Genomic DNA, 19,970 nt, shown 5'->3' with positions numbered 1-19,970 from the left:
AAGAAGGCCATACTAAAGCCATCGATCCCCTTGTAAGGAGCTACCCATGCCCTACCTGCACATTCTGGTCGCTGTCGACCTTACCGAGGAATGCGACCCGGTCATGCACCGCGCGCAGAAACTAGCTACCAGCAGCGGTGCCAAGTTATCCGTGGTGCATATCGTCGAGCCCATGGCCATGGCCTTTGGCGGTGACGTACCGATGGATTTGTCGATGCTGCAACAACAGCAGTTCGATCAAGCCCGCGAGCGCCTGGACAAATTTGCCGACAAGCATCCTGACCTAGGCGCCGAGCAGCGCCACCTGGCTTATGGCCAGCCGCGCCAGGAAATCCATCGCCTCGCCGAAGAACAACAGTGCGACCTGATCATCGTCGGCAGCCACGGCCGCCATGGCCTTGCCCTGCTACTCGGCTCGACCGCTAACGACGTACTTCACGGCGCCCCGTGCGATGTTTTGGCCGTGCGACTGAAGAAAGCCGAGTAACGCGCGCAAGCAAATAACGCCAGTGCTACTGCACTCGCGTTATTTGCTGTTATCGCCTGAGCCCATGACCAACGGGCGGATTTTTTGCAGCTGGGTCTCCAGCGAATAGGTCATGCTCGAGGCCATGGAGAAGAAGGTCAGGAATGCCTTGAGGTTAGAGTCACCCTCACAGGTCGCATGAATGCGCTGCCAGAACGCCTGATTAACCAGCTGCAACTGCTGGAACATCCGCACCAAACCCTTCAGCTCCCAATCAGCCGCATGCCCTTCACGCAGATTGAAGTATTGCTGAGTGAGGTACAGCGACACTGCCCGCAGAGTGAACTCCTGACTGTTGGCGAATGGCAGATGGTGCTGCGCCATGGGCTTAAGCTTGCCCAGCACCGGACAGGCACTGGTCGCCATGATCACCCCAAGCAAGGCCCGCAAGCCTTCCTCCAGGCCAACCTGCTTGTTGTACTCACGCTCCGGCGTGCGCACCCACACAGCCGCCTTCTTGAACGCCGGGAGCCCCTGGAAATCCTCCACCACCCGGTGCAAGTCAACAGCCGCCGGGCAATGGCTGAAGTTGCCTTTACTCAGCGGGCAATTACTGCACTGCTGATATTCAAGACGCGTCCAGGCCGGAGCGCTTTGTGCAGCCTCTACCGCATACACCCGATCCAGCTCGATTCTGTAGCTGAACTGGTGATCGTCGTCGAGAGTAATGCTGTACTCGATGGCCATGACTGTCTCCGCCAGAAGCCTGAAGTCCTACTTGAGCATGCTGGCTATTTATTAGCCCGCGAGATTAGCCTTCCAGCTCAGCCCAACGCTCAACCAACTGCTCCAGCTGATGCTGCACTGCCTGCAATTGCGCCAACACCTCAGCGGTCTTTTCCGCAGGCTGCTGATAAAAGCTCGGTGAGCCGATCTGCTCTTGCAAGCTGGCAACCTGCGCCTCCAGCACATCGATCTGCCCAGGAATGGCTTCAAGCTCGCGCTGTAATTTATAACTGAGCTTTTTCTTGCTCGCTTCGGCAGCCACAGGCTCCGCAGCAACCGGCGCAGGCACCACGGCGGAAGCCAACTCCGGCTTACCCGTCTTGCTTTCGCCAACACCGAGCAAACGCGGCGAACCGCCTTGGCGCAGCCAGTCCTGATAGCCACCGACGTACTCACGCACCTTGCCCTCGCCTTCGAAGACCAGGGTGCTGGTCACTACGTTGTCGAGGAAGGCCCGGTCGTGGCTGACCATCAGCACTGTGCCGGGGAAGACCGACAACACCTCCTCAAGCAGCTCCAGGGTTTCTACGTCGAGGTCGTTGGTCGGTTCGTCCAGCACCAGCAGGTTGGCCGGCTTGCTGAATAGCTTGGCCAGCAACAGGCGTGCCCGCTCACCACCGGACAGCGCCTTGACCGGGGTGCGCGCACGCTGCGGGCTAAACAGGAAGTCACCCAGGTAGCTCAGCACATGACGGTTCTGCCCGTCGATCTCGATAAAGTCACGACCTTCGGCGACGTTATCGATCACGGTCTTTTCCAGATCGAGCTGGTGACGCAACTGGTCGAAATAGGCCACATCGATGCGCGTGCCCTCGGCCACTTCACCGCTGGTAGGCTGCAAGCCGCCGAGCATCAACTTGAGCAAAGTGGTTTTGCCAGTACCGTTAGCCCCGAGCAGGCCAATACGGTCGCCGCGCTGCAGCACCATAGAGAAGTCTTTGATCAGGAACGGGCCGCCCGGATGGGCAAAGCTGACGTTTTCCAAGACCATCACCTGCTTGCCGGATTTCTCCGCAGTTTCCAGCTGGATGTTGGCTTTACCCGTGCGCTCACGGCGCTCGCTGCGTTCAACACGCAGGGCCTTCAAGGCACGCACACGGCCTTCGTTACGGGTGCGACGGGCTTTAATGCCCTGACGAATCCACACTTCTTCCTGGGCCAGACGCTTATCGAACAGCGCATTGGCGGTTTCTTCGGCCGCCAGCGTGGCTTCCTTGTGCACCAGGAAGCTGGCGTAGTCACCGTTCCAGTCGATCAGGCCACCACGGTCCAGCTCGAGGATGCGCGTGGCCAGGTTCTGCAAGAAGGAACGGTCGTGGGTGATAAACAGCACCGCGCCCTGGAAATCACTCAAGGCCTCTTCCAACCAGGCAATCGCACCGATATCCAGGTGGTTAGTCGGCTCATCGAGCAGCAGCAAATCCGGCTCAGAGACCAGCGCTTGCGCCAGCAGCACGCGACGACGCCAGCCGCCCGAGAGCTCAGCCAGGGTTTTGTCGGCCGGCAACTGCAAGCGGCTCAGGGTGCTGTCGACCAGCTGCTGCAAGCGCCAGCCGTCGCGGGCCTCAAGGTCCTGCTGGACGTGCATCAGCTTATTCAGGTCATCTTCGGTGACACAGTTCTGCGCTAAGTGGTGGTACTGCGCGAGCAGCTCACCGACACCGTCCAGGCCCTGGGCAACCACGTCGAACACCGTACGCTCGTCGGCCAGCGGCAACTCCTGCGGCAGTTCACCGATTTTCAACCCAGGCGCGCGCCAAACCGCGCCGTCATCGGCTTTTTGGTCACCCTTGACCAGCTTCATCATGCTCGACTTGCCGGTGCCGTTGCGGCCGATGATGCACACCCTCTCACCCCGGGCAATCTGCCAAGACACCTTGTCCAACAGCGGCATTGCGCCGTAGGCCAGGGAAATATCAGTGAACTTGAGCAGGGTCATGGCACGCCTCAACAAAAAACGACGGGTGAAAGCCGGTATATCCGCAGCTGAACAACGAGCTTCGTTGTATCTAGCGCACAGCGGTAACCTGAAACACCCAGAAAATCATCTGCGGCCGCCCGAGGCACCCGCAAAACAGGGCGCGTATTCTAACCGAGAAGCGCGCGGGCCGAGCAGGCAATTTCGCTGGCACGCCGGGTAAATCCTGACTTTGCTGCCCAGCACTCAGGCACCAAGCGCTCTAGCACGCCCGCAGTGGTTTGGCGGCGATCATTGCCAACAATTGTCCGCAGCCACGTATTGATCCTTCACCCCACATAGGCAAACGACTAAGCTAGGGCTTTACGCACTATTTGCCTGGAAGTGTCATGCGCGGTCCCCTGTTCAGCCTATTGTCATGTCTATTGGTGTCCTCACTGGGGCTCTCTACGGCCCACGCCGCGACTCTGACGCAACAGCGTCTGTATTACGACCAAGCCAAAGCCGCACTGGCCAAAGGCGACCAAGGCCCTTACCAGCGCTACGCCAGCGCCCTGCGCGACTACCCGCTGGAGCCTTACCTGGCCTATGACGAGCTGACGGCGCGGCTGAAATGGGCGAGCAACGACGAGATTGAAAAATTCCTCGCCGAACACGGCGACCTGCCGCAGATCAGCTGGATGAAACTGCGCTGGTTGCGCTGGCTGGCCGAACGCGGTGAATGGCAAACCTTTATCAACTACTACGATCCGGCGCTGAACTTTACCGAGCTCGACTGCCTGTACGGCCAATATCAACTGAGCCATGGCATGCGCGCCGAAGGTAACGCCAGCGCCGAAAAACTCTGGCTGGTGGGCAAATCGCAACCCAATGCCTGCGACCCGCTCTTTGAGCGCTGGGCCGCCGAAGGTCAACTCACCGAACAGAAGCGCTGGCAACGCGCCAAACTGGCCGCCGAGGCGCGTAACTATGGCCTGGTCACCTACCTGGGCAAGACCATGCCGACCCTGGGCAACCAAGGCAAAGATCTGCTTGAGGTCGCACAAAAGCCCGAGCTGCTGAAACAGACCGGCCGCTTCACCCGCACCGACCCAGCCACGGCGGACGTCGTTGGCCTTGGCCTGCGTCGCCTGGCGCGCCAGGACCCGGAAAGCGCCCTCAAACTGCTCGATCACTATGCCCAGCGCATGAAGTTTTCCAGCGATGAGCAGGTCGCTATCGCCCGTGAAATAGGCCTGACCCTGGCCAAGCGTTTCGATGCTCGCGCCCTGCAGGTCATGGCTAAATACGATCCAGAACTGCGCGACAACACGGTCAGCGAATGGCGTGCACGCCTGCTGCTGCGCCTGGGCCGCTGGGAGGAAGCCAACCAGCTGACCCGCAAGATGCCGGCCGAGTTGGGCAACACCAACCGCTGGCGTTACTGGCAGGCACGCAGCCTGCAACTGGCGCAACCCAACAGCCAAGAGCCGAAAGCACTCTATCAAGCGCTCTCCAAAGAGCGTGATTTCTATGGCTTTATGGCCGCCGATCAAGTCCAGGCGCCCTATCAGCTGAATAACAAACCGCTGGCTCTGAGCCCGCAAACCATTCAAAAAGTGCGTAATTCGGCAGCCATTCGCCGCGCACTGGAATTCCACGCCCGCGGCCAGATCGCCGATGGCCGGCGCGAGTGGTACAACGTCACGCGCCTGTTCAGCCGCGATGAAATGGTCGCCCAGGCCCGCCTAGCCTATGAGATGGGCTGGTACTTCCCGGCCATCCGCACCATCAGCCAGGCGCAGTACTGGGATGATCTGGATGTGCGCTTCCCGATGGCCCACCGTGATCAACTGGTGCGTGAAGCGCGTAACCGCGACATTCATGCCAGCTGGGTATTTGCCGTCACTCGCCAGGAAAGCGGCTTTATGACCGACGCCAAGTCCGGGGTCGGGGCCATGGGCCTGATGCAGTTGATGCCCGCTACAGCCAAGGAAACCGCCAAACGCTTCGGCATTCCGTTGTCATCACCGCAGCTGGCCTATCGACCGGAGGTCAATATCCAGCTGGGCGCCGCCTACCTGAGCCAGATTTACGGCCAGTTCAACGGTAACCGCGTGCTCGCCTCCGCCGCTTATAACGCCGGCCCAGGCCGCGTACGCCAGTGGCTGCGTGGGGCGGATCACCTGTCGTATGACGTGTGGATCGAGAACATCCCGTTTGATGAAACCCGCCAGTACGTGCAAAACGTGCTGTCCTACTCGGTGATCTACGGCGACAAGCTCAATGCGCCGCAGCCGCTGGTGGCCTGGCACGAGCGTTACTTCGACCAATAGTCGTTCACCCTGCACGCGCAACCGCAGCGGTTGAGCGTGCATTAGCCGCCCTACGCCAGTACCTCAACCGGCATATCCAAGCGTAAATGGCCTGCGCCACACGCGATCAGGTTCTGCCCGAAATACACCTGGCCTTCGCGCTCACGGTAGGTTTTTAGGGTGGTCAGCGGCTCACGGTCTGCACTGCGCTCGCCAGTTTGTGGGTCGAGGGTGGTCATGATGCAGCGTGAACAGCCCTTGACCACGCGAAACTCCAGCTCGCCAATACGAATCCGCTTCCAGCTGTCTTCGGCATAAGGCTGGCCGCCACTGACCACCAGGTTCGGACGGAAACGCAGCATCGACAACGCCTGCCCGACGCGGGCAGAGAGGTCATCCAACGACGCCTGGCCAATTAGCAACAAGGGGAAGCCATCGGCAAACGCCACCTTATCGCCGACATTGGCATAGCCCGGATCGACCTGCCGCGCACGCGCGTGCGGCACTTGCACCAGGCGACAGGCGCGGCCGAGCCACTGACTCAACCACTGTGCCGCTTGATCCCCTGCATCCGGCACCTGCAGGCTGTCGCTCCAGATCGTCACAGCACGCAGCGGCGCATGCTCACCCGGTACCGCCACCGTTACGTCGGCCATGCCGGGCGCACTCAACTGCAGGTGTGTGCTGCCCAGCCAGCGCGCCTGCAACTGCGTCAGTTGCGCCAGCAAGCGCTGTGTAAGGAAGCGCCCCGTTTGCGTATCGACTACCATCCAGCGGCGATCGCCCTTTACCCCCAGAGCATCCAGCGCCGTTTCGCGCAAAGCCTCGCCCGCTGCTGACTTCAGTGGATAACGGTACAACCCGGAGAGATGCAACATGAACCCAGCTTCCCTTTGGCAAACCACATTTATACGAGTAACCCGCCGCACCCACAAGCCTGCACTCGCCCTGCCTTTGGTTCTATTGTTGAGCGCTTGCAGCGGCAGCCCGCCCGACAACCTGGGCATTCATGACGGCCGCCTGGCCGCCTGCCCGGACTCACCAAATTGCGTGAATAGCCAGGCCAGCGATACTCGGCACGCCATCGAGCCGCTGCCGCTCAAGGGGTCTGCCGAACAAACCCAGGCGCGCCTCAAGGCGCTGCTCAGTGAAGAACCACGGGTGAAGCTGGTGGCGGAAGCGCCAGGGTATTTGCGCGCAGAATTCAGCAGCAAGCTGATGCGCTTTGTTGATGATGTGGAGTTTATGGTCGGCGAGGCCGCGGTGGATGTACGCTCGGCGTCACGCCTGGGTCATGCGGACTTCGAGGTCAACCGCGAGCGCATCGAGCACTTACGCAAGCGTTTGAGCGAGTAACCCGGCAGCGCCAGTTGGCCTGACGCTGCCCTCTGGCCTATTCGGTTGGATGCAGCAGAGCCAGGCGCTCGCACACCACATCCACCAGTTTGTCCGGCTGGAATTTAGAGAGGAAGTTGTCGCAACCGACCTTCTTCACCATGGCTTCGTTGAAGCTGCCGGACAATGAGGTGTGTAGCGCTATGTACAAGTCCTTGAGGCGCGGATCGTTGCGGATCTCGGTGGTCAGACGGTAGCCATCCATCTCCGGCATTTCCGCATCGGTAATCACCATCAGCAGTTTTTCAGGCACATCTACCCCGGCATCCGCCCAGCCTTTCAGCAGGTTCAAGGCGCGTAGGCCATCACTGGCACAATGGCAACGGATATCCAGCTGCGCCATGGTGCCCTTGAGCTGACTCATGGCCACAGTGGAGTCATCCACCAGCAGCACTTCGCGCCCCCTGGCGTATTCCAGCAGCGGCTCGGCCAGCTTTTCCGGAGAAACCTTGGTACTCATCGGGGTGATTTCCGCCAGCACCTTTTCCACGTCGATGACTTCGACAATCTGCTCGTCAACCTTGGTAATTGCCGTCAGGTAATGCTGCCGACCGGCCCCACCCGGTGGCGGCAGGATGGATTCCCAGTTGAGGTTAAGAATGCGCTCAACCCCACCGACCAGAAATGCCTGCACCGAGCGATTGTATTCAGTGACGATAATGGTACTGCGCTCATCCGGCACAATTGGGCGCATGCCAATCGCCTGTGACAGATCGATCACCGGCAGGGTTTTCCCGCGCAGGTTAACCACCCCGCAGACAAACCGGTGGCGCTGCGGCATCAGCGTCAACTTGGGCATATGCAGCACTTCCTGCACCTTGAACACGTTGATCGCAAACAACTGCCGGCCGGCCAGACGGAACATCAGAATTTCCAGGCGGTTCTCGCCCACCAACTGGGTGCGTTGATTCACTGCGTCGAGAATACCGGCCATCATGCGCTCCTGTTCACTGATCGATTTAACCTAGCTCAAATAGCCATGGCCTAGTGTATCGGCCATGTGCCTCGCATCTGAAGGTAAATAAGCAATGCCTGAGCTGCACACCCGCGTGGTGCAGAACTTACCAGGCCTGACTTAACTCACCAGCAGTGGCGAGTTTTCCGGCAAATGCACGCGCAGGGCGGCGGGCATTGCAGCAAAGCGCAGTTTTCGACTCTCCATCGGCTCGCCATCCAGGTTGAGGTCCAGGCCTTGCGGTGCGTCGACTTCCAGCCAAGCCAGTCGCGCGCTAATGGCCACGCTCTGCAAGCCATTAATCCCGCCAGACAAGAACGTGCCCAGGGTGCCGACCACATCAGTCGCGGCCGGAACAATGCACACATCCAGCAAGCCATCATTAACCCACGCCTGCGGGCACAGCACATGGCCGCCACCGGCTTGGCGACCGTTGCCAATGCCAAGAGCCAGAAACTCGCCTTCCCAGTGAAAATCCGGGCCGCTAAAACGGCCAAACGAGGACTGCACCTCAGCAAACCGGGTGAGCCCCGTCAGGAAGTAAGCCGCGCCGCCGAGGACCCGTTTGAGATCTTCCGAGGTATTGGCGGTGACGTTGGAACCAAACCCGCCAGTGGCCATATTAAGGAACACCAGGCCGTCGGCTTCGCCCAGGTCAATCGGCTGCGCCGGCACATCCAGCAAAGCCAGAGCCGCCCAAGGCTCAATTGGCACACCTGCAGCACAGGCAAAATCATTGGCGGTGCCCAGTGGCAACAGCACCAGGCTGGCGTTGGTTTTGGCCTGGGCCATGGCTTCGGCCACATCACGCAGGGTGCCATCGCCGCCGCCAGCGATCAGCGTCGGGTAACCCGCCTGTAACGCTTCACTCACCAGGCGCTGGGCGTCACCGGCCTCCCAAGTGACGCGCACATCCAGCTGCCAACCGTCTTTGCGGCGCGCCTCCACCGCCGCCCTCACCTCAGCATTAAGGGCTTGTTTGCCGTGCAGGATTAGCAGCGCTTTACGTTCGTGGACTTCAAGCATCCTTTTCTCCAAGACCCGATGAGCCAACACATGAAAGATGCAGACCACAGCGGCCGCGCATTGGTTGCTGAGTAAACCGCCAGACCGATAAAGATCTAATAATTAGATTATTTACAGCAGAAAACACGCATTTTAAATCATCATATTTTATCTGATTATCCTCACACGACAACCGAACGCTGTAACTGACCCGTCCAGCGTTGATTTATGAGGATACGCAGATGATCGAAGTACGTCCCTTTGCCGAGCTCGGCGCTGCCGACCATGGTTGGCTGAATGCCCGTCACCATTTTTCCTTCGCCGAATATTATGAGCCGACACGCATGAGTTGGGGCCCGCTGCGGGTCTGGAACGATGATGAGATTGCCCCGCAAACGGGTTTCCCAACTCACCCGCACCGCGACATGGAAATCATCACCTATGTGCGCCAAGGAGCCATCACCCACAAGGACAACCTGGGTAACCAAGGCCGTACCGAAGCGGGCGATGTGCAGGTGATGAGCGCCGGTACCGGAATTGCCCACAGTGAATACAACCTGGAAGACAGCACCACAAAAATCTTCCAAATCTGGATTCAACCCAACCAAGCCGGTTTGCCTCCTTCCTGGGGCGCCAAGCCGTTCCCCAAAGGCGAACGCGCCGGGGCCTTCGTCACTCTGGCCAGCGGCTTTGCCGATGACCAGGACGCGCTGCCTATTCGCGCCCACGCCCGGATGGCCGCCGCCACCTTGCAGGCGGGGCAAAGCGCCGAATATCCGCTTGGCGCGGCGCGCAGGGCTTACCTAGTCGCCGCCAGCGGTAACATCGAGGTTAACGGCGTTGCGGCCCAGGCCCGTGATGGTGTCGCGGTAAGCGATGTCGAGGTGATCCGCGTAACCGCCATTGCGGACAGTGAGGTCATCTTGGTGGATGTGGCCTAATCGCCCCCATACATCTGGGCAAAGGCTCGCGAGTCGTAGGATCGGTTAGCCGAAAGCGTAACCCTTCGATATGCCCGATGGGCAGCACTACGCTCAAGCCATCCTACGCCGGATAGCCGGTGATCTTGCGAATGCTCTGGTACAACGGCTTAAGCTGCTTGTACATGCGCTGATAAACCTGGGTGTACAGCTGCTGATAGGTGCGCTGCGCCTCGGGGTTGGGCGTAAACACCCGGCCAACCCGGGTCATGGCTTTGATTGCAGTCGGGTAATCCGGATGCAGGCCCAGGCCCACGGCGCAGTTGATCGCCGCGCCCAGCCCACTGGTTTCATACAGGTGCGGGCGCTCGGCCGGCAGACCAAAAATATCCGCGGTGAGCTGCATGGCGGCATCGCTCTGCGAACCGCCACCGGACACCCGCAGCCGGGTGATTTTAGTGCCCGAACGCTTCTCGATCTTCTCCTTACCCTGACGCAGGGCATAGGCCAAGCCTTCCAGAATCGCCCGATAGATATGCGCACGCGTGTGCACATCGCCAAAGCCGATGATTGAGCCCTTAGCCTCCAGGCCTGGCTCACGAATACCCGGCGACCAATACGGCTGCAACATCAGCCCCATGGACCCGGCCGGCACGCTGTTGACCAGTTCATCGAACAGCGCTTCGGGCTCAACATCCAGCGTTTTCGCGCGTTGCATTTCGCGCAGACCAAACTCCTGCTTGAACCAGCTGACCATCCAAAAACCGCGATAGATCATCACCTCGGTATTGAAATGATCAGGGATCGCCGAGGGATAAGGCGGGATCAGCGGCACGGTTTCCAGGTAACGACTGCGCGTAGTATTGATGGTCGCCGTGGTGCCATAAGACAGGCAGGCCGTGGAAGGCTCGACACCACCCGCGCCAAGCACCTCGCAGGCTTTATCCGCACCGGCGGCGATCAGCGGCAAACCCTCGGGAATCCCGGTGTGTTGGCTGGCCATGGCGCTGATATGGCCAAGCACTTCACCAGGTTTGTACAACTGCGGCAGCTGCTCACGGCGTACGGGCATGGCCTGCCATTTCCAGTCACCGGCTTTGGCCCACTGCAGGCGCTTATAGTCGAATGGCAAATAGGCCACGCAACTGGTTAACGAGTCAACAAAACGCCCGCACAGACGGTGAGTGAGGAAACCCGAAAGCAGCAGCACTTTATCGGTCTTCGCCCAGATGTCCGGCTGGTTCTGCGCGACCCAGTTGATCTCGGCCTGGGCGCGAAAGTGGTCCACCGTGGCCTGCAGCCTCAACAGTTTGAACAGCCAGCCCCACGGACCTTTGATCGGTTCACGCACCTCGGCTTGGCGTTGATCCAGCCAGAGCATCGCCGGACGCAGTGGCGTTCCCTGCTCGTCGACATTGATCAGCGTGCCGCGCTGGGTAGTCAGCGAGACGCCTTTGATCAGTCTGCGATCGATGTCGATCTGCTGCCAAAGCTGCTCGCAGGCCTGGCCCAGACTGGCCCAGTAATACTCCGGATCCTGCTCGGCCCAGCCGGGCTGCGTGGAGTAATAGGCCTCAAGCTCGACCTTGCCCTTGGCGAGCAGGTTGCCCTGGAGATCGAACAACAACGCCCGGATACTTTGGGTGCCATTATCGATGGCCAGCAGGTAGCTTTTCTCGCTCAAGACGCAATCCTTCTTATTATTTCAGGTGTATATCGCTGCGCTTAGGCCCGTCCTAGGGTCGAACCATGCTTTGTAGGATGGGTGGAGCAAGGCGATACCCATCATTTCTCTGCCGGCAGGCTGTAGCACTGCTGCCACAACGCCAGATAGCGCTGCTCTTCCTGCTGCCAGCGTGCGTCATCCCAGCCTAGGCGGGTTTGGCACAGCGCGCGGATACGCGGCAGTTCAGCAGCGGCACCGTGGGCCAACAGCAAGCCAAGCCGGGTACGCCGTAGCAGTAGGTCATCCAGATGCAGCACCAGCTCCTGCTCGGCGGCCCAAGCCAGCTCGGCCCAGAGCGTGTCCGTGCCTACAATCGCCTGATTACCCAGCTGCTCGAGCAACGCCAGCAGCTGCGGCAGCGCCCGGCCATATCGGCCTGCTAGACGCCGCTGTTGAGCGGCGCTAAGCGTGGCCATCGGTGGACTCACCACGGCTGCGAAAGTGGCTGCGCCATGGTCCGCCACCGTCCGCCCAACCATCGGTGCGCAGGCTTGCAGCACCTCCAACGCCAGCAAACGGAAGGTGGTCAGCTTGCCGCCGGCCAGCGTCACGCAACCGGGCTCGACCCACAGTGCATGCTCACGTTTTTCATCAGAGGGTTTGCGCCCTGTCTCGCCATCGCTGACCACCGGGCGTACCCCTGCCCAAGTCGACAAGACATCGGCAGCCGCAATCGCGGCGGCGGGAAACTGCTGCGCGCAGGCAGCGAGCAGATAGTCCACTTCATCCGCACTGATCCGCGCCTCTTCACTCAGTGGAGCAGGATGATCGAGGTCGGTGGTGCCGATCACGGTCGCGCCTTCCCAGGGGAAGACAAACACCGGGCGTTTGTCAGCTGCGTGCATAAAGCTGAAGGCATGCGCCACCGGCAAACGCCAGGCGGGCAATAACAGATGGCTGCCACGCAGCGGACGGATATGCTCCAGGCCGGTTTTCTGCCGCAGCTGATCAGCCCAAGCGCCAGTGGCCTGGGCGACGGCGCGGGTACTGAAACCATGCCGCTGAGCGGTTTCCACATCTTCAGCGATCAGGCCAGTCACCCGACCACCCTCACGCAGCAGCTCGACTACGCGCATGCCGTTGAGCGCCTCGCCACCTTCGGCGCGCGCCTCGCCGAGCACTCGCTGCACTAAGCGTGCGTCATCAGTTACCGCGTCATAAAACTGGGTGCCGCCCAGCAGCTGGTCTTCTCTCAGGCCTGGGGCCAGGTAACGCAGTTGCTGCAGCGGGTAATACAGATGGTTGCGCTTGCCGGCCAAGGCGTCATACACCGCCAACAGGCCACCGAATACCCGCGGGCCGGGGAAGCTGCCCTGGTAATGCGCCATGATAAAGCTCAAGGGGTCGACCAGCCCCGGCGCTTCCTGCAGCAGGCGCTGGCGCTCGCGCACCGAGTCACGGGTCAGGCCGAACTGGCCCTTGGCGATATAGCGCAGACCGCCATGGATCATTTTCGACGAGCGGCTGGAGGTGCCCCAGGCGAAATCGCGCTGTTCCAACAGCAGGCACTTCCAGCCGCGCCGCGCCGCCTCACGCAAAATACCGGCACCGCTGATGCCGCCACCGACGACGATCAGGTCCCAGTCACGGACGGCCAGTTCGGGGATTGCCTGTGCGCGCCAGGCGGCGTTCCAGTGAGTCATGATCAATCCTGCAACAACACGCCGGGTGCCAGGCGCTGCTCGGGGTCGAAGTGCCCGGCCAGGCTCTTGAGTGCTGCCATGCCCAGCTCACCCTTCTCCACGGCCAAATACGGCGCGTGATCACGGCCGACGCCATGTTGATGGCTGATGGTGCCGCGATTCTCGGCGATGGTCAGGCAGGCGGCGTGCTTGAGCTTCTGCCAGCGCGCCATGGCCTCGCTATAGTCGCTGCCGGGGCGAAACACGTAGGTGGTGTAGATGCTCGAGCCTTCGTTATAAACATGCGACAGGTGAGTAAACACATGCACCTGCTCGCCCTCTTCACTCAGGCCATTGCGCAGGCTGGTTTCGAGCTTATTGAGCAGGTTGTCGACATTGCTCCAGTCGGTGGCGGTTTCCAGAGTATCCACCGCATAACCTGCGGCCCACAGGCCATGGCGCAGGTAAGGAAAACGGAAGCGGTTCTCTGCCCATTTTTTACCCAGCAAGGTGCCGGTGAAAATGCCGCCGAATCCCTTGAGCAACTTTTTCGCCTGCCTCAGTGAGGCGGCGTTCTGCGTGCGGCTGCCGGTGACGCCGAAGGTCAGCATGCACTTGCCCTCGCGGGCACCGCGCAGGGCCAGGTATTTTTCCAGCCAGGCAATCTGTTGCGGATGGCCGGCCAGCGCCAGCTGGGTTTTGGTTTCAATCGCGTTGGACAGGCGCAGCATCGACAGCGGCACCCGCGCCTGGGCCAGGCTACGAATCGCTTCCAGCGCCTGTTGCCAACTAGGCAGGAACACCGCGTAGAAATTTTCCTGCTCGGCCAGGCGGGTGATGCGCACCTTGACCTCGGAGATGATGCCGAAACGCCCTTCCGAGCCCATCAGCACTTCACGCAGGTCCGGGCCGGCGGCGGAGGCCGGGAAGGTCGGAATCTCTAAGGTGCCGGCAAAGGTCTCGACCTTGCCGCCGGCGAACAGCTGCTCAATCCTTCCATAACGCAGCGACTGCTGGCCGCTGGAACGACTGGCGACCCAACCACCCAAGGTCGACAGCTCCCAGGATTGCGGGAAGTGGCCCAGGGTATAGCCCTGCGCGCGCAACTGGCTTTCCACTTGCGGGCCATTGGCGCCGGGTTCGAAGGTGGCGATCAGGCTGGCGTGATCAATCTCGACCAGCTTGATCATGCGCTCCAGCGACAGGGTCAGCACCGGCTTATCCCCCGCCTGCGGGTTGATATGCCCGGCCACCGAAGTGCCGCCGCCATAGGGGATCACGATGAGGTCCTGGGTGCTGGCCCAGGCCAGCAACTCGGCAATCTGCGACGCACTTTCCGGGTAGGCCACGCCGTCAGGGAACACGCCAAAATCACCGGAGCGCATCGCCAGCCAGTCCGGCAGGCTTTGCCCGCGGGCATGCCGTACGCGGTCTTGTGCCTCCAGGCTGATCAGCCGGTGCGACTGCAGGCGTGAAGCCGGCACCTGAGCCAGCACCTGCTCCAGGCTGGCATCGGCAAGCACCTGGCCCGGCCCGACCAAATCAGCGAGAAATGCCTCGCCATGGGCCGGCAGTTCCACCACTGTTGCTTCATCACCCCAGCCATTCCAACGTCGCATCTGCTTCTCCCGGATATTTCAGTCACTCTCAATGGCTGCCTATACTAGCCGGCCGCTTCGATGCGTCACTGTCGAATCGGGCCAGGCGCTATCGCTAATCAAGACATTCAGAATAAGACGATGACCGACAACCTCGGCTACACCTCAGTCCCTGCCCTGCTCAAGTATTTACGCCACGCCGAACAGCTGGGGTTGGATATCGACCAGGCCTTGAGCGCGGCCGGACTCAAGACTGAAGACCTGGCCGACAATAGCAAGCGCATCCCCAGCGAAACCCATGAGCGCCTGCTCGCGCATTTGCTCAAGGTGTCTGATGACCCGCTATTTGGCCTGAACTGCGCGCGTTTTGTGCAGCCCGGCTCATGGAGCGTGCTGGGTTACATCGCCATGAATTGCGCCACATTGGGCGAGGCCATGAGCCGCATCGTGCCCTATGAAAAACTGGTCGGCGACATGGGCGTGAGCCGGATTGAAGCCTCTAATGCTCAGGTCAAACTGATTTGGAGTTGCCGCCATCAGGCCGAACCGATTCGCCGGCATATGGTGGAAAACGTGTTGGCGTCCTGGCTGCTGTATGCCCGCTGGATCGCCGACATGCAGCGCTCACCAGCTGAAGTCTGGTTTGAGCATGCGCAACCGCAAGGCACCAAACTGGCGGACTACCAGGCGATTTTCGGCTGCCCGATTCGCTTCGAGCAAAGCTGCAATGCCTTGGTCGTGCCGCAGGAATACCTCGCGCTGCCACTGCGTCAGGCCGACGCCAACCTGCTGCGCACCTTGGAAGAACATGCACTGACCCTGATGGCCGGACTGGACGGCAACGAGCCGCTGCCGCAACGGGTAAAGAACGCCCTGCGCCTGCTGCTCAAGGACGGTTTACCGCGTAAGGAACGGGTCGCCGAGAAATTCAACATGACCGTGCGCACCCTGCAGCGCCACCTGCAACTGGCCGGCACCAGCTACCAACAGATTCTCGATGAGCTGCGTCAGGAGCTGGCTGAGCACTACCTGCTGCGCAGCGAACTGGCGATTCAGGATATCGCCTGCTACCTGGGCTTTAGCGAGTCGCGCTCATTCCACCGCAGCTTCAAAAGCTGGACCGGGCAAACGCCCGGCGAATTTCGCGAAAGCCAACGCAATCCGTAGGATGGGTTAGCCGCGCAGCGGCGTAACCCATCATTGATCAGCGAATCAACAGCATGGGTATCGCTCTGTTCAACCCATCCTACGCCGCCTTATCCGAGGATTTCGCTCAGTGGAATAAAGCGCAGGCTGTCACCTTCGGCCAGTGTCGTGTCTTCCAACACCTCGGCAAAACCCTCGGCCCAGGCGGCGCTGCGCAGCACCCCGGAACTCTGATTGGGGTAAGGCACCACCCGGCCATTTTCTACACGCGCACGCAGGTACTCACGCCGTTTGCCCGGTTTGTGCCAGGTGAAGCCCGCCGGCAGCGGAAAGCCCAGCGGCTCGACCCGCTGCACACCCAAACGGCGCAGTAGATAAGGCCGTGCCAGCAAGCCAAAAGTCACCAGCGTCGACGCCGGATTGCCCGGCAGGCCGATCACCGGTACGCCACGAAACTGTCCGCAGGTCAGCGGCTTGCCCGGTTTGATCGCCAGCTTCCACAACGCCAGTTCGCCTTCTTCACGCAGGGCTATGCCGAGAAAATCTGCCTCACCCACCGACACGCCGCCGGTGGAGAGGATCAGGTCAACGTCGCTCAGTGCGCCGAGCGCCGCGCGGGTCAGCTCAAGGTCATCGACCAGGATGCCGGCGTCCACCACCGCGCAGCCCAAGCGCTGCAACCAGGCCATCAGCAGCCGCCGATTGCTGTTGTAAATCTGCCCCGGGCCGAGGGGCAGCCCTGGCTCGACCAGCTCATCGCCAGTCGACAATACCGCCACCCGTGGCCGCCGGCGCACCGTCAACGCTGCCACACCGAGGGAGGCAGCCAGGCCCAACTCAATCGGCCCTAAACGTGTGCCAACAGGCAGTACGCTGTCGCCAATGCGGGTTTCCTGGCCCTGCGCGCGCACGTTCTGCGCCAGCTTCAGCGGTTCACTAAAAGCGACGCGACCGTCATCACCGAGCACGGCGTTTTCCTGCATTTCCACGGTATCCGCGCCCGCGGGTAGTGGCGCGCCGGTGAAGATGCGCGCACAGGTACCCGGCTGCAGCGGCATGGGTGCACTGCCAGCCTGAATGCGCTGACTGACCAGCAGCGGCTCCCCCGTCCAGTCGGCCAAGCGCAGGGCGTAACCGTCCATCGCACTGTTGTCCCAGGGCGGCAGATCCAGTTCGGCAAGTAACGGCTCAGCCAGCACCCGGCCATCGGCTTCGCTCAAGCTAACGCGTTCAGTCTCAACAATTTCCGAGGCCTCTGCCTGCGCCAGCAATCGCGCCAATGCCACCTCAACGGGCATCAGCCCTGGCTTGTCAGCGCTGCTCATCCACGGCTCTCGCAGGCCGCCACTGGCTTCAAATGCGCGACGAAATTGCACGGGCGATGACGGTTATCCAGTTGTTCGGCAAGGATGCCATCCCAGGCCGTGCGGCAGGCGTTGGTCGAGCCCGGCAGGCAGCACACCAGGGTGCCATTGGCCATCCCGGCCAAAGCACGGGATTGCACAGTTGAGGTGCCAATATCTGCCACGGAAATCTGCCGGAACAGCTCACCAAAACCATCCACCTGCTTATCCAGCAAGCAGCTCACCGCTTCTGGCGTGCTGTCGCGACCGGTGAAGCCAGTGCCACCGGTGATCAACACCACCTGCACCTGATCCTCAGCAATCCAGGTGGCCACCTGGGCGCGAATTTTGTACAGATCATCCTTCAGCAAGGCCCGTGCAGCGAGCTGGTGGCCGGCGGCCTGCAGACGGTCAACAAACAGCTGGCCGGAGGTGTCGGTTTCCAGGCTGCGGGTGTCGCTAACGGTCAAAACCGCGATATTCAGGGGCACGAAATGTGCCTCGGCCTTGTGGCTCATGGCAGGCTTCCAGTTATGGAGATAATGCCCGCCGTTATATCACAGGGGCGCTTTCGCAGGCTCTGCATGCCCGCTCTTAGCCCCTTCCAACAGGCTCGATGCTACTAGTCGGTGGCGGCTGACGTCCTGAGCAACGTGAATACGCCGACGTTACTAGCGCAGCGCTCATAACCATCGAACAGGGAACTTGCCCGGCGAAACTTCGTCTCACGCAGGGTAAAAACCTCTATCAATCAAGGAGAACCCCATGACTCAGCGGATTATTCCAGCATTGCTGCTTACCTTGGGCCTGGTCGCGCTGACCGGTTGCGCATCGCCAACGGTAATCACGCTCAACGATGGCCGCGAAATTCAGACCATCGACGAGCCAGTATTTGACGAAGAGTCGGGCTTCTACGAGTTTGAGCAACTCGATGGTAAACGCGCCAAGGTCAACAAGGACCAAGTGCGTACCGTCAAAGAGCTGTAACCGATAGCCCAGGTATCGTCGCTGCTTGGCCCGCTACCTGGGTGCAGACATCCCGCTCTAAAGCCAAAACCCCAGGTCGGTGACTATGCACCAGCCTGGGGTTGCTGATTACCGCCTGCATCCTCAGTGGGCATAGCCCACCTACGGAGCGCTTGCTCTGGCATCTCGGCGGCCCATCGCTGCCGCGCTTACAAAATCACCGTGCGATTGGCGTTGAGAAAGACCCGCCGCTCAAGGTGGTAACCGATCGCCTTGGCCAGCGTCAGGCATTCGATATCACGGCCCTTGGCAATCAAGTCTTCCGGATAATGGGCATGGTCCACCGGCTCCACGTCTTGGGCGATGATCGGCCCTTCGTCCAGATCGTTATTGATGTAGTGAGCCGTGGCACCGACCAGCTTGACGCCCTTCTGGTACGCCTGATGGTAGGGCTTGGCGCCCTTGAAGCCTGGCAATAGCGAGTGGTGAATATTGATCGCCCAGCCGTCCAGCTTGCGGCATATCTCCGGCGACAGCACCTGCATATAGCGGGCGAGCACCACCAGTTCGGCGCCGGTGTCCTCGATCACCTGCCAAACCTTGCGCTCCTGCGCCGGCTTGTCGTTGGGATCCAGGGGGAAGTGGTAATAGGGTATGTCGTGCCAGCGCGCCAACGGCTCCAGATCCGGGTGGTTAGACACCACCGCGACCACGTCCATGGCCAACTGGCCGATACGCTGGCGGTAGAGCAGATCGTTCAGGCAATGGTCCGCCTTGGACACCATCAGCACCACCTTGGCCCGATAGCCAGCTGGGGTCAGCTCGGCGTGCATATCGAAGGGCGTCAGGCGCTCATCGATACCGGCACGGAAGGCTTGCTCATCAAACCCCGCGGGCACGCGAAACTCCACGCGAATGAAGAAGCGAGAAGACAAGCGATCATCGAACGAATGGTGCTCAGTTACATAGCATTGCTGCTCAAAGAGAAAGCGCGTCACAGCATCCACGGTGCCGAGTACGCTCGGACAGTGGGCGGTGAGAATCCAGGTATCGGGGGTGCGGCTCATGGCATTCTCCATTCAAGGCGTAGGGTGGATCGAGGCGTGCCACTGGCAATGCCTCCATCCACCTGTGCTCTCTTGCGGTGGGCAAACAACGCGGCGCCCACCGTGTGGCTCGGCTCAGGCATTGACCGCCAGGCCGTACTCGGCGCTGGCGTCTTGCAGCCACAGCCAGACATAGTCGGCGAAGCTGCGCCGCACCAGCAATTCCCAAGTTTCCTCACCGGTACGGCGGATCACCAGTTGCGACTTGGCGAACACCGTGCCGACGGCCTTGCCCACCGGAAAATTGCGCGGATGGACGTCGTAGCTGCTCGACTTCATCAGCAGTTCGCGGACTTTCGGCCCGCTCAGCTCGACGATGGTCTGCCCACCGCTGACGTTGACCACCTGGTAGTGCTGCCCGACCAGTGCCTCACGCAGCTTCTGCTCGATAGCGAACTCCGTGCCGCCGGGCACGATCAGCAACCACTCATCCGGGCCCAGCCACTGCAACGAGGTGTCGTCACGGCTGACCAGGGCCAGTGCGCCCGGCAGCTCCAGGCCGGTGACCTTGTGCACGGCACCGGCGAAAGCGGCATCGCTGGCTTCGCCGCGCAGGGTCAGGTGACCCAGTAGTTTTTTCTCGCGCAAGGTCACCCCGGCGCTGCCGCTCTTGTTCAGTGGGCCCTTGCGCGACAGCTCATTGAGGCTGGCGTGGAACAGCGGCGACTCGGCGTGGCCACTGTCGGGGCGTTGCTTATAGACGTTGATCGCGGTCATGTTGTTA

The 19,970-nt window shown here is 60.9% G+C and carries 18 protein-coding genes; 6 read left to right on the top strand and 12 right to left on the bottom strand.

The window, feature by feature from the left end; translation table 11 throughout:
- Nucleotides 1-46 precede the first annotated feature (46 nt).
- Complete coding sequence (locus Q0V31_RS12745; RefSeq protein ID WP_298188153.1) at nucleotides 47-487, top strand: universal stress protein; 441 nt, start codon at nucleotides 47-49, stop codon at nucleotides 485-487.
- Nucleotides 488-526: 39 nt separating this feature from the next.
- On the opposite strand, the gene Q0V31_RS12740 is transcribed toward Q0V31_RS12745, so the two are convergent.
- Together Q0V31_RS12740 and Q0V31_RS12735 are read right to left on the bottom strand one after the other, a co-directional pair.
- Entirely contained in the window at nucleotides 527-1,213 is a 687-nt protein-coding gene (locus Q0V31_RS12740; RefSeq protein WP_298188152.1) for a hypothetical protein, read from the bottom strand.
- A gap of 64 nt (nucleotides 1,214-1,277) precedes the next feature.
- On the bottom strand, nucleotides 1,278-3,191 hold the full coding sequence (locus Q0V31_RS12735) for an ATP-binding cassette domain-containing protein (RefSeq protein ID WP_298188151.1): 1,914 nt from the start codon (nucleotides 3,189-3,191) through the stop codon (nucleotides 1,278-1,280).
- A 368-nt stretch (nucleotides 3,192-3,559) separates the two neighbouring features.
- On the opposite strand from Q0V31_RS12735, the gene Q0V31_RS12730 reads away from it, so the two are divergent.
- The gene (locus tag Q0V31_RS12730) at nucleotides 3,560-5,485 is read left to right on the top strand and encodes a transglycosylase SLT domain-containing protein (protein ID WP_298188150.1); all 1,926 of its coding nucleotides are present in this window, start codon (nucleotides 3,560-3,562) and stop codon (nucleotides 5,483-5,485) included.
- A gap of 50 nt (nucleotides 5,486-5,535) precedes the next feature.
- On the opposite strand, the gene Q0V31_RS12725 is transcribed toward Q0V31_RS12730, so the two are convergent.
- Complete coding sequence (locus Q0V31_RS12725) at nucleotides 5,536-6,342, bottom strand: MOSC domain-containing protein (RefSeq protein WP_298188149.1); 807 nt, start codon at nucleotides 6,340-6,342, stop codon at nucleotides 5,536-5,538.
- Here Q0V31_RS12725 and Q0V31_RS12720 point away from each other — a divergent pair.
- Nucleotides 6,341-6,820 (top strand): DUF1499 domain-containing protein, encoded by a 480-nt coding sequence (locus tag Q0V31_RS12720; protein ID WP_298188148.1) that lies wholly within the window; start codon nucleotides 6,341-6,343, stop codon nucleotides 6,818-6,820. The genes Q0V31_RS12725 and Q0V31_RS12720 overlap by 2 nt on opposite strands.
- A 37-nt stretch (nucleotides 6,821-6,857) precedes the next feature.
- Here Q0V31_RS12720 and Q0V31_RS12715 read toward each other — a convergent pair whose 3' ends face one another.
- Nucleotides 6,858-7,793 (bottom strand): chemotaxis protein CheV, encoded by a 936-nt coding sequence (locus Q0V31_RS12715; RefSeq protein WP_298188147.1) that lies wholly within the window; start codon nucleotides 7,791-7,793, stop codon nucleotides 6,858-6,860.
- A gap of 141 nt (nucleotides 7,794-7,934) precedes the next feature.
- Nucleotides 7,935-8,840 carry a lipid kinase YegS gene (yegS, locus tag Q0V31_RS12710; RefSeq protein ID WP_298188146.1) on the bottom strand — a complete coding sequence of 302 codons (906 nt, stop codon included), beginning with the start codon at nucleotides 8,838-8,840 and terminating at the stop codon, nucleotides 7,935-7,937.
- A 221-nt stretch (nucleotides 8,841-9,061) separates the two neighbouring features.
- On the opposite strand from yegS, the gene Q0V31_RS12705 reads away from it, so the two are divergent.
- On the top strand, nucleotides 9,062-9,760 hold the full coding sequence (locus Q0V31_RS12705) for a pirin family protein (RefSeq protein WP_298188145.1): 699 nt from the start codon (nucleotides 9,062-9,064) through the stop codon (nucleotides 9,758-9,760).
- Nucleotides 9,761-9,863: 103 nt separating this feature from the next.
- On the opposite strand, the gene Q0V31_RS12700 is transcribed toward Q0V31_RS12705, so the two are convergent.
- The 3 genes from Q0V31_RS12700 to Q0V31_RS12690 form a co-directional block, all read right to left on the bottom strand.
- The gene (locus Q0V31_RS12700) at nucleotides 9,864-11,423 is read right to left on the bottom strand and encodes an FGGY-family carbohydrate kinase (protein WP_298188144.1); all 1,560 of its coding nucleotides are present in this window, start codon (nucleotides 11,421-11,423) and stop codon (nucleotides 9,864-9,866) included.
- 101 nt (nucleotides 11,424-11,524) lie between these two features.
- The gene (locus Q0V31_RS12695) at nucleotides 11,525-13,108 is read right to left on the bottom strand and encodes a glycerol-3-phosphate dehydrogenase/oxidase (RefSeq protein ID WP_298188143.1); all 1,584 of its coding nucleotides are present in this window, start codon (nucleotides 13,106-13,108) and stop codon (nucleotides 11,525-11,527) included.
- 2 nt (nucleotides 13,109-13,110) lie between these two features.
- Entirely contained in the window at nucleotides 13,111-14,706 is a 1,596-nt protein-coding gene (locus Q0V31_RS12690) for an FAD-binding oxidoreductase (protein ID WP_298188142.1), read from the bottom strand.
- A 120-nt stretch (nucleotides 14,707-14,826) separates the two neighbouring features.
- Between Q0V31_RS12690 and Q0V31_RS12685 the strand changes: the two genes are divergently transcribed.
- Nucleotides 14,827-15,852 carry an AraC family transcriptional regulator gene (locus tag Q0V31_RS12685; protein ID WP_298188141.1) on the top strand — a complete coding sequence of 342 codons (1,026 nt, stop codon included), beginning with the start codon at nucleotides 14,827-14,829 and terminating at the stop codon, nucleotides 15,850-15,852.
- A gap of 89 nt (nucleotides 15,853-15,941) precedes the next feature.
- Here the strand turns inward: Q0V31_RS12685 and glp are convergent, their stop codons facing one another.
- Nucleotides 15,942-17,156, bottom strand: a complete 1,215-nt coding sequence (gene glp / locus Q0V31_RS12680; protein WP_298188140.1) for a gephyrin-like molybdotransferase Glp — start codon at nucleotides 17,154-17,156, stop codon at nucleotides 15,942-15,944.
- On the bottom strand, nucleotides 17,153-17,692 hold the full coding sequence (gene moaB, locus Q0V31_RS12675; RefSeq protein ID WP_298188139.1) for a molybdenum cofactor biosynthesis protein B: 540 nt from the start codon (nucleotides 17,690-17,692) through the stop codon (nucleotides 17,153-17,155). The genes glp and moaB overlap by 4 nt, the downstream gene beginning before the upstream one ends.
- A 247-nt stretch (nucleotides 17,693-17,939) precedes the next feature.
- Here moaB and Q0V31_RS12670 point away from each other — a divergent pair, with 247 nt between their 5' ends.
- A complete protein-coding gene (locus tag Q0V31_RS12670) occupies nucleotides 17,940-18,161 on the top strand; it encodes a YgdI/YgdR family lipoprotein (RefSeq protein WP_298188138.1) in 222 nt (73 codons plus the stop codon).
- A 188-nt stretch (nucleotides 18,162-18,349) separates the two neighbouring features.
- Here Q0V31_RS12670 and purU read toward each other — a convergent pair whose 3' ends face one another.
- The gene (gene purU / locus Q0V31_RS12665; RefSeq protein ID WP_298188137.1) at nucleotides 18,350-19,207 is read right to left on the bottom strand and encodes a formyltetrahydrofolate deformylase; all 858 of its coding nucleotides are present in this window, start codon (nucleotides 19,205-19,207) and stop codon (nucleotides 18,350-18,352) included.
- Between the two features lie 114 nt (nucleotides 19,208-19,321).
- Nucleotides 19,322-19,963 carry a sarcosine oxidase subunit gamma family protein gene (gene soxG / locus Q0V31_RS12660; protein WP_298188136.1) on the bottom strand — a complete coding sequence of 214 codons (642 nt, stop codon included), beginning with the start codon at nucleotides 19,961-19,963 and terminating at the stop codon, nucleotides 19,322-19,324.
- Between the last annotated feature and the right edge of the window lie 7 nt (nucleotides 19,964-19,970).

The organism is uncultured Pseudomonas sp. (assembly GCF_943846705.1).
GTDB lineage: Bacteria > Pseudomonadota > Gammaproteobacteria > Pseudomonadales > Pseudomonadaceae > Aquipseudomonas.
Note: the sequence above shows the minus strand (reverse complement) of the source record. Positions and strands in the feature narration are given on the sequence as shown.

Coding starts and splice junctions, on each gene's coding strand:
- Q0V31_RS12745 (WP_298188153.1), top strand. CDS start 47: ATGCCCTACCTGCACATTCTGGTCGCTGTCGACCTTACCGAGGAATGC.
- Q0V31_RS12740 (WP_298188152.1), bottom strand. CDS start 1,213: ATGGCCATCGAGTACAGCATTACTCTCGACGACGATCACCAGTTCAGC.
- Q0V31_RS12735 (WP_298188151.1), bottom strand. CDS start 3,191: ATGACCCTGCTCAAGTTCACTGATATTTCCCTGGCCTACGGCGCAATG.
- Q0V31_RS12730 (WP_298188150.1), top strand. CDS start 3,560: ATGCGCGGTCCCCTGTTCAGCCTATTGTCATGTCTATTGGTGTCCTCA.
- Q0V31_RS12720 (WP_298188148.1), top strand. CDS start 6,341: ATGAACCCAGCTTCCCTTTGGCAAACCACATTTATACGAGTAACCCGC.
- Q0V31_RS12725 (WP_298188149.1), bottom strand. CDS start 6,342: ATGTTGCATCTCTCCGGGTTGTACCGTTATCCACTGAAGTCAGCAGCG.
- Q0V31_RS12715 (WP_298188147.1), bottom strand. CDS start 7,793: ATGGCCGGTATTCTCGACGCAGTGAATCAACGCACCCAGTTGGTGGGC.
- yegS (WP_298188146.1), bottom strand. CDS start 8,840: ATGCTTGAAGTCCACGAACGTAAAGCGCTGCTAATCCTGCACGGCAAA.
- Q0V31_RS12705 (WP_298188145.1), top strand. CDS start 9,062: ATGATCGAAGTACGTCCCTTTGCCGAGCTCGGCGCTGCCGACCATGGT.
- Q0V31_RS12695 (WP_298188143.1), bottom strand. CDS start 13,108: ATGACTCACTGGAACGCCGCCTGGCGCGCACAGGCAATCCCCGAACTG.
- Q0V31_RS12690 (WP_298188142.1), bottom strand. CDS start 14,706: ATGCGACGTTGGAATGGCTGGGGTGATGAAGCAACAGTGGTGGAACTG.
- Q0V31_RS12685 (WP_298188141.1), top strand. CDS start 14,827: ATGACCGACAACCTCGGCTACACCTCAGTCCCTGCCCTGCTCAAGTAT.
- glp (WP_298188140.1), bottom strand. CDS start 17,156: ATGAGCAGCGCTGACAAGCCAGGGCTGATGCCCGTTGAGGTGGCATTG.
- moaB (WP_298188139.1), bottom strand. CDS start 17,692: ATGAGCCACAAGGCCGAGGCACATTTCGTGCCCCTGAATATCGCGGTT.
- Q0V31_RS12670 (WP_298188138.1), top strand. CDS start 17,940: ATGACTCAGCGGATTATTCCAGCATTGCTGCTTACCTTGGGCCTGGTC.
- purU (WP_298188137.1), bottom strand. CDS start 19,207: ATGAGCCGCACCCCCGATACCTGGATTCTCACCGCCCACTGTCCGAGC.
- soxG (WP_298188136.1), bottom strand. CDS start 19,963: ATGACCGCGATCAACGTCTATAAGCAACGCCCCGACAGTGGCCACGCC.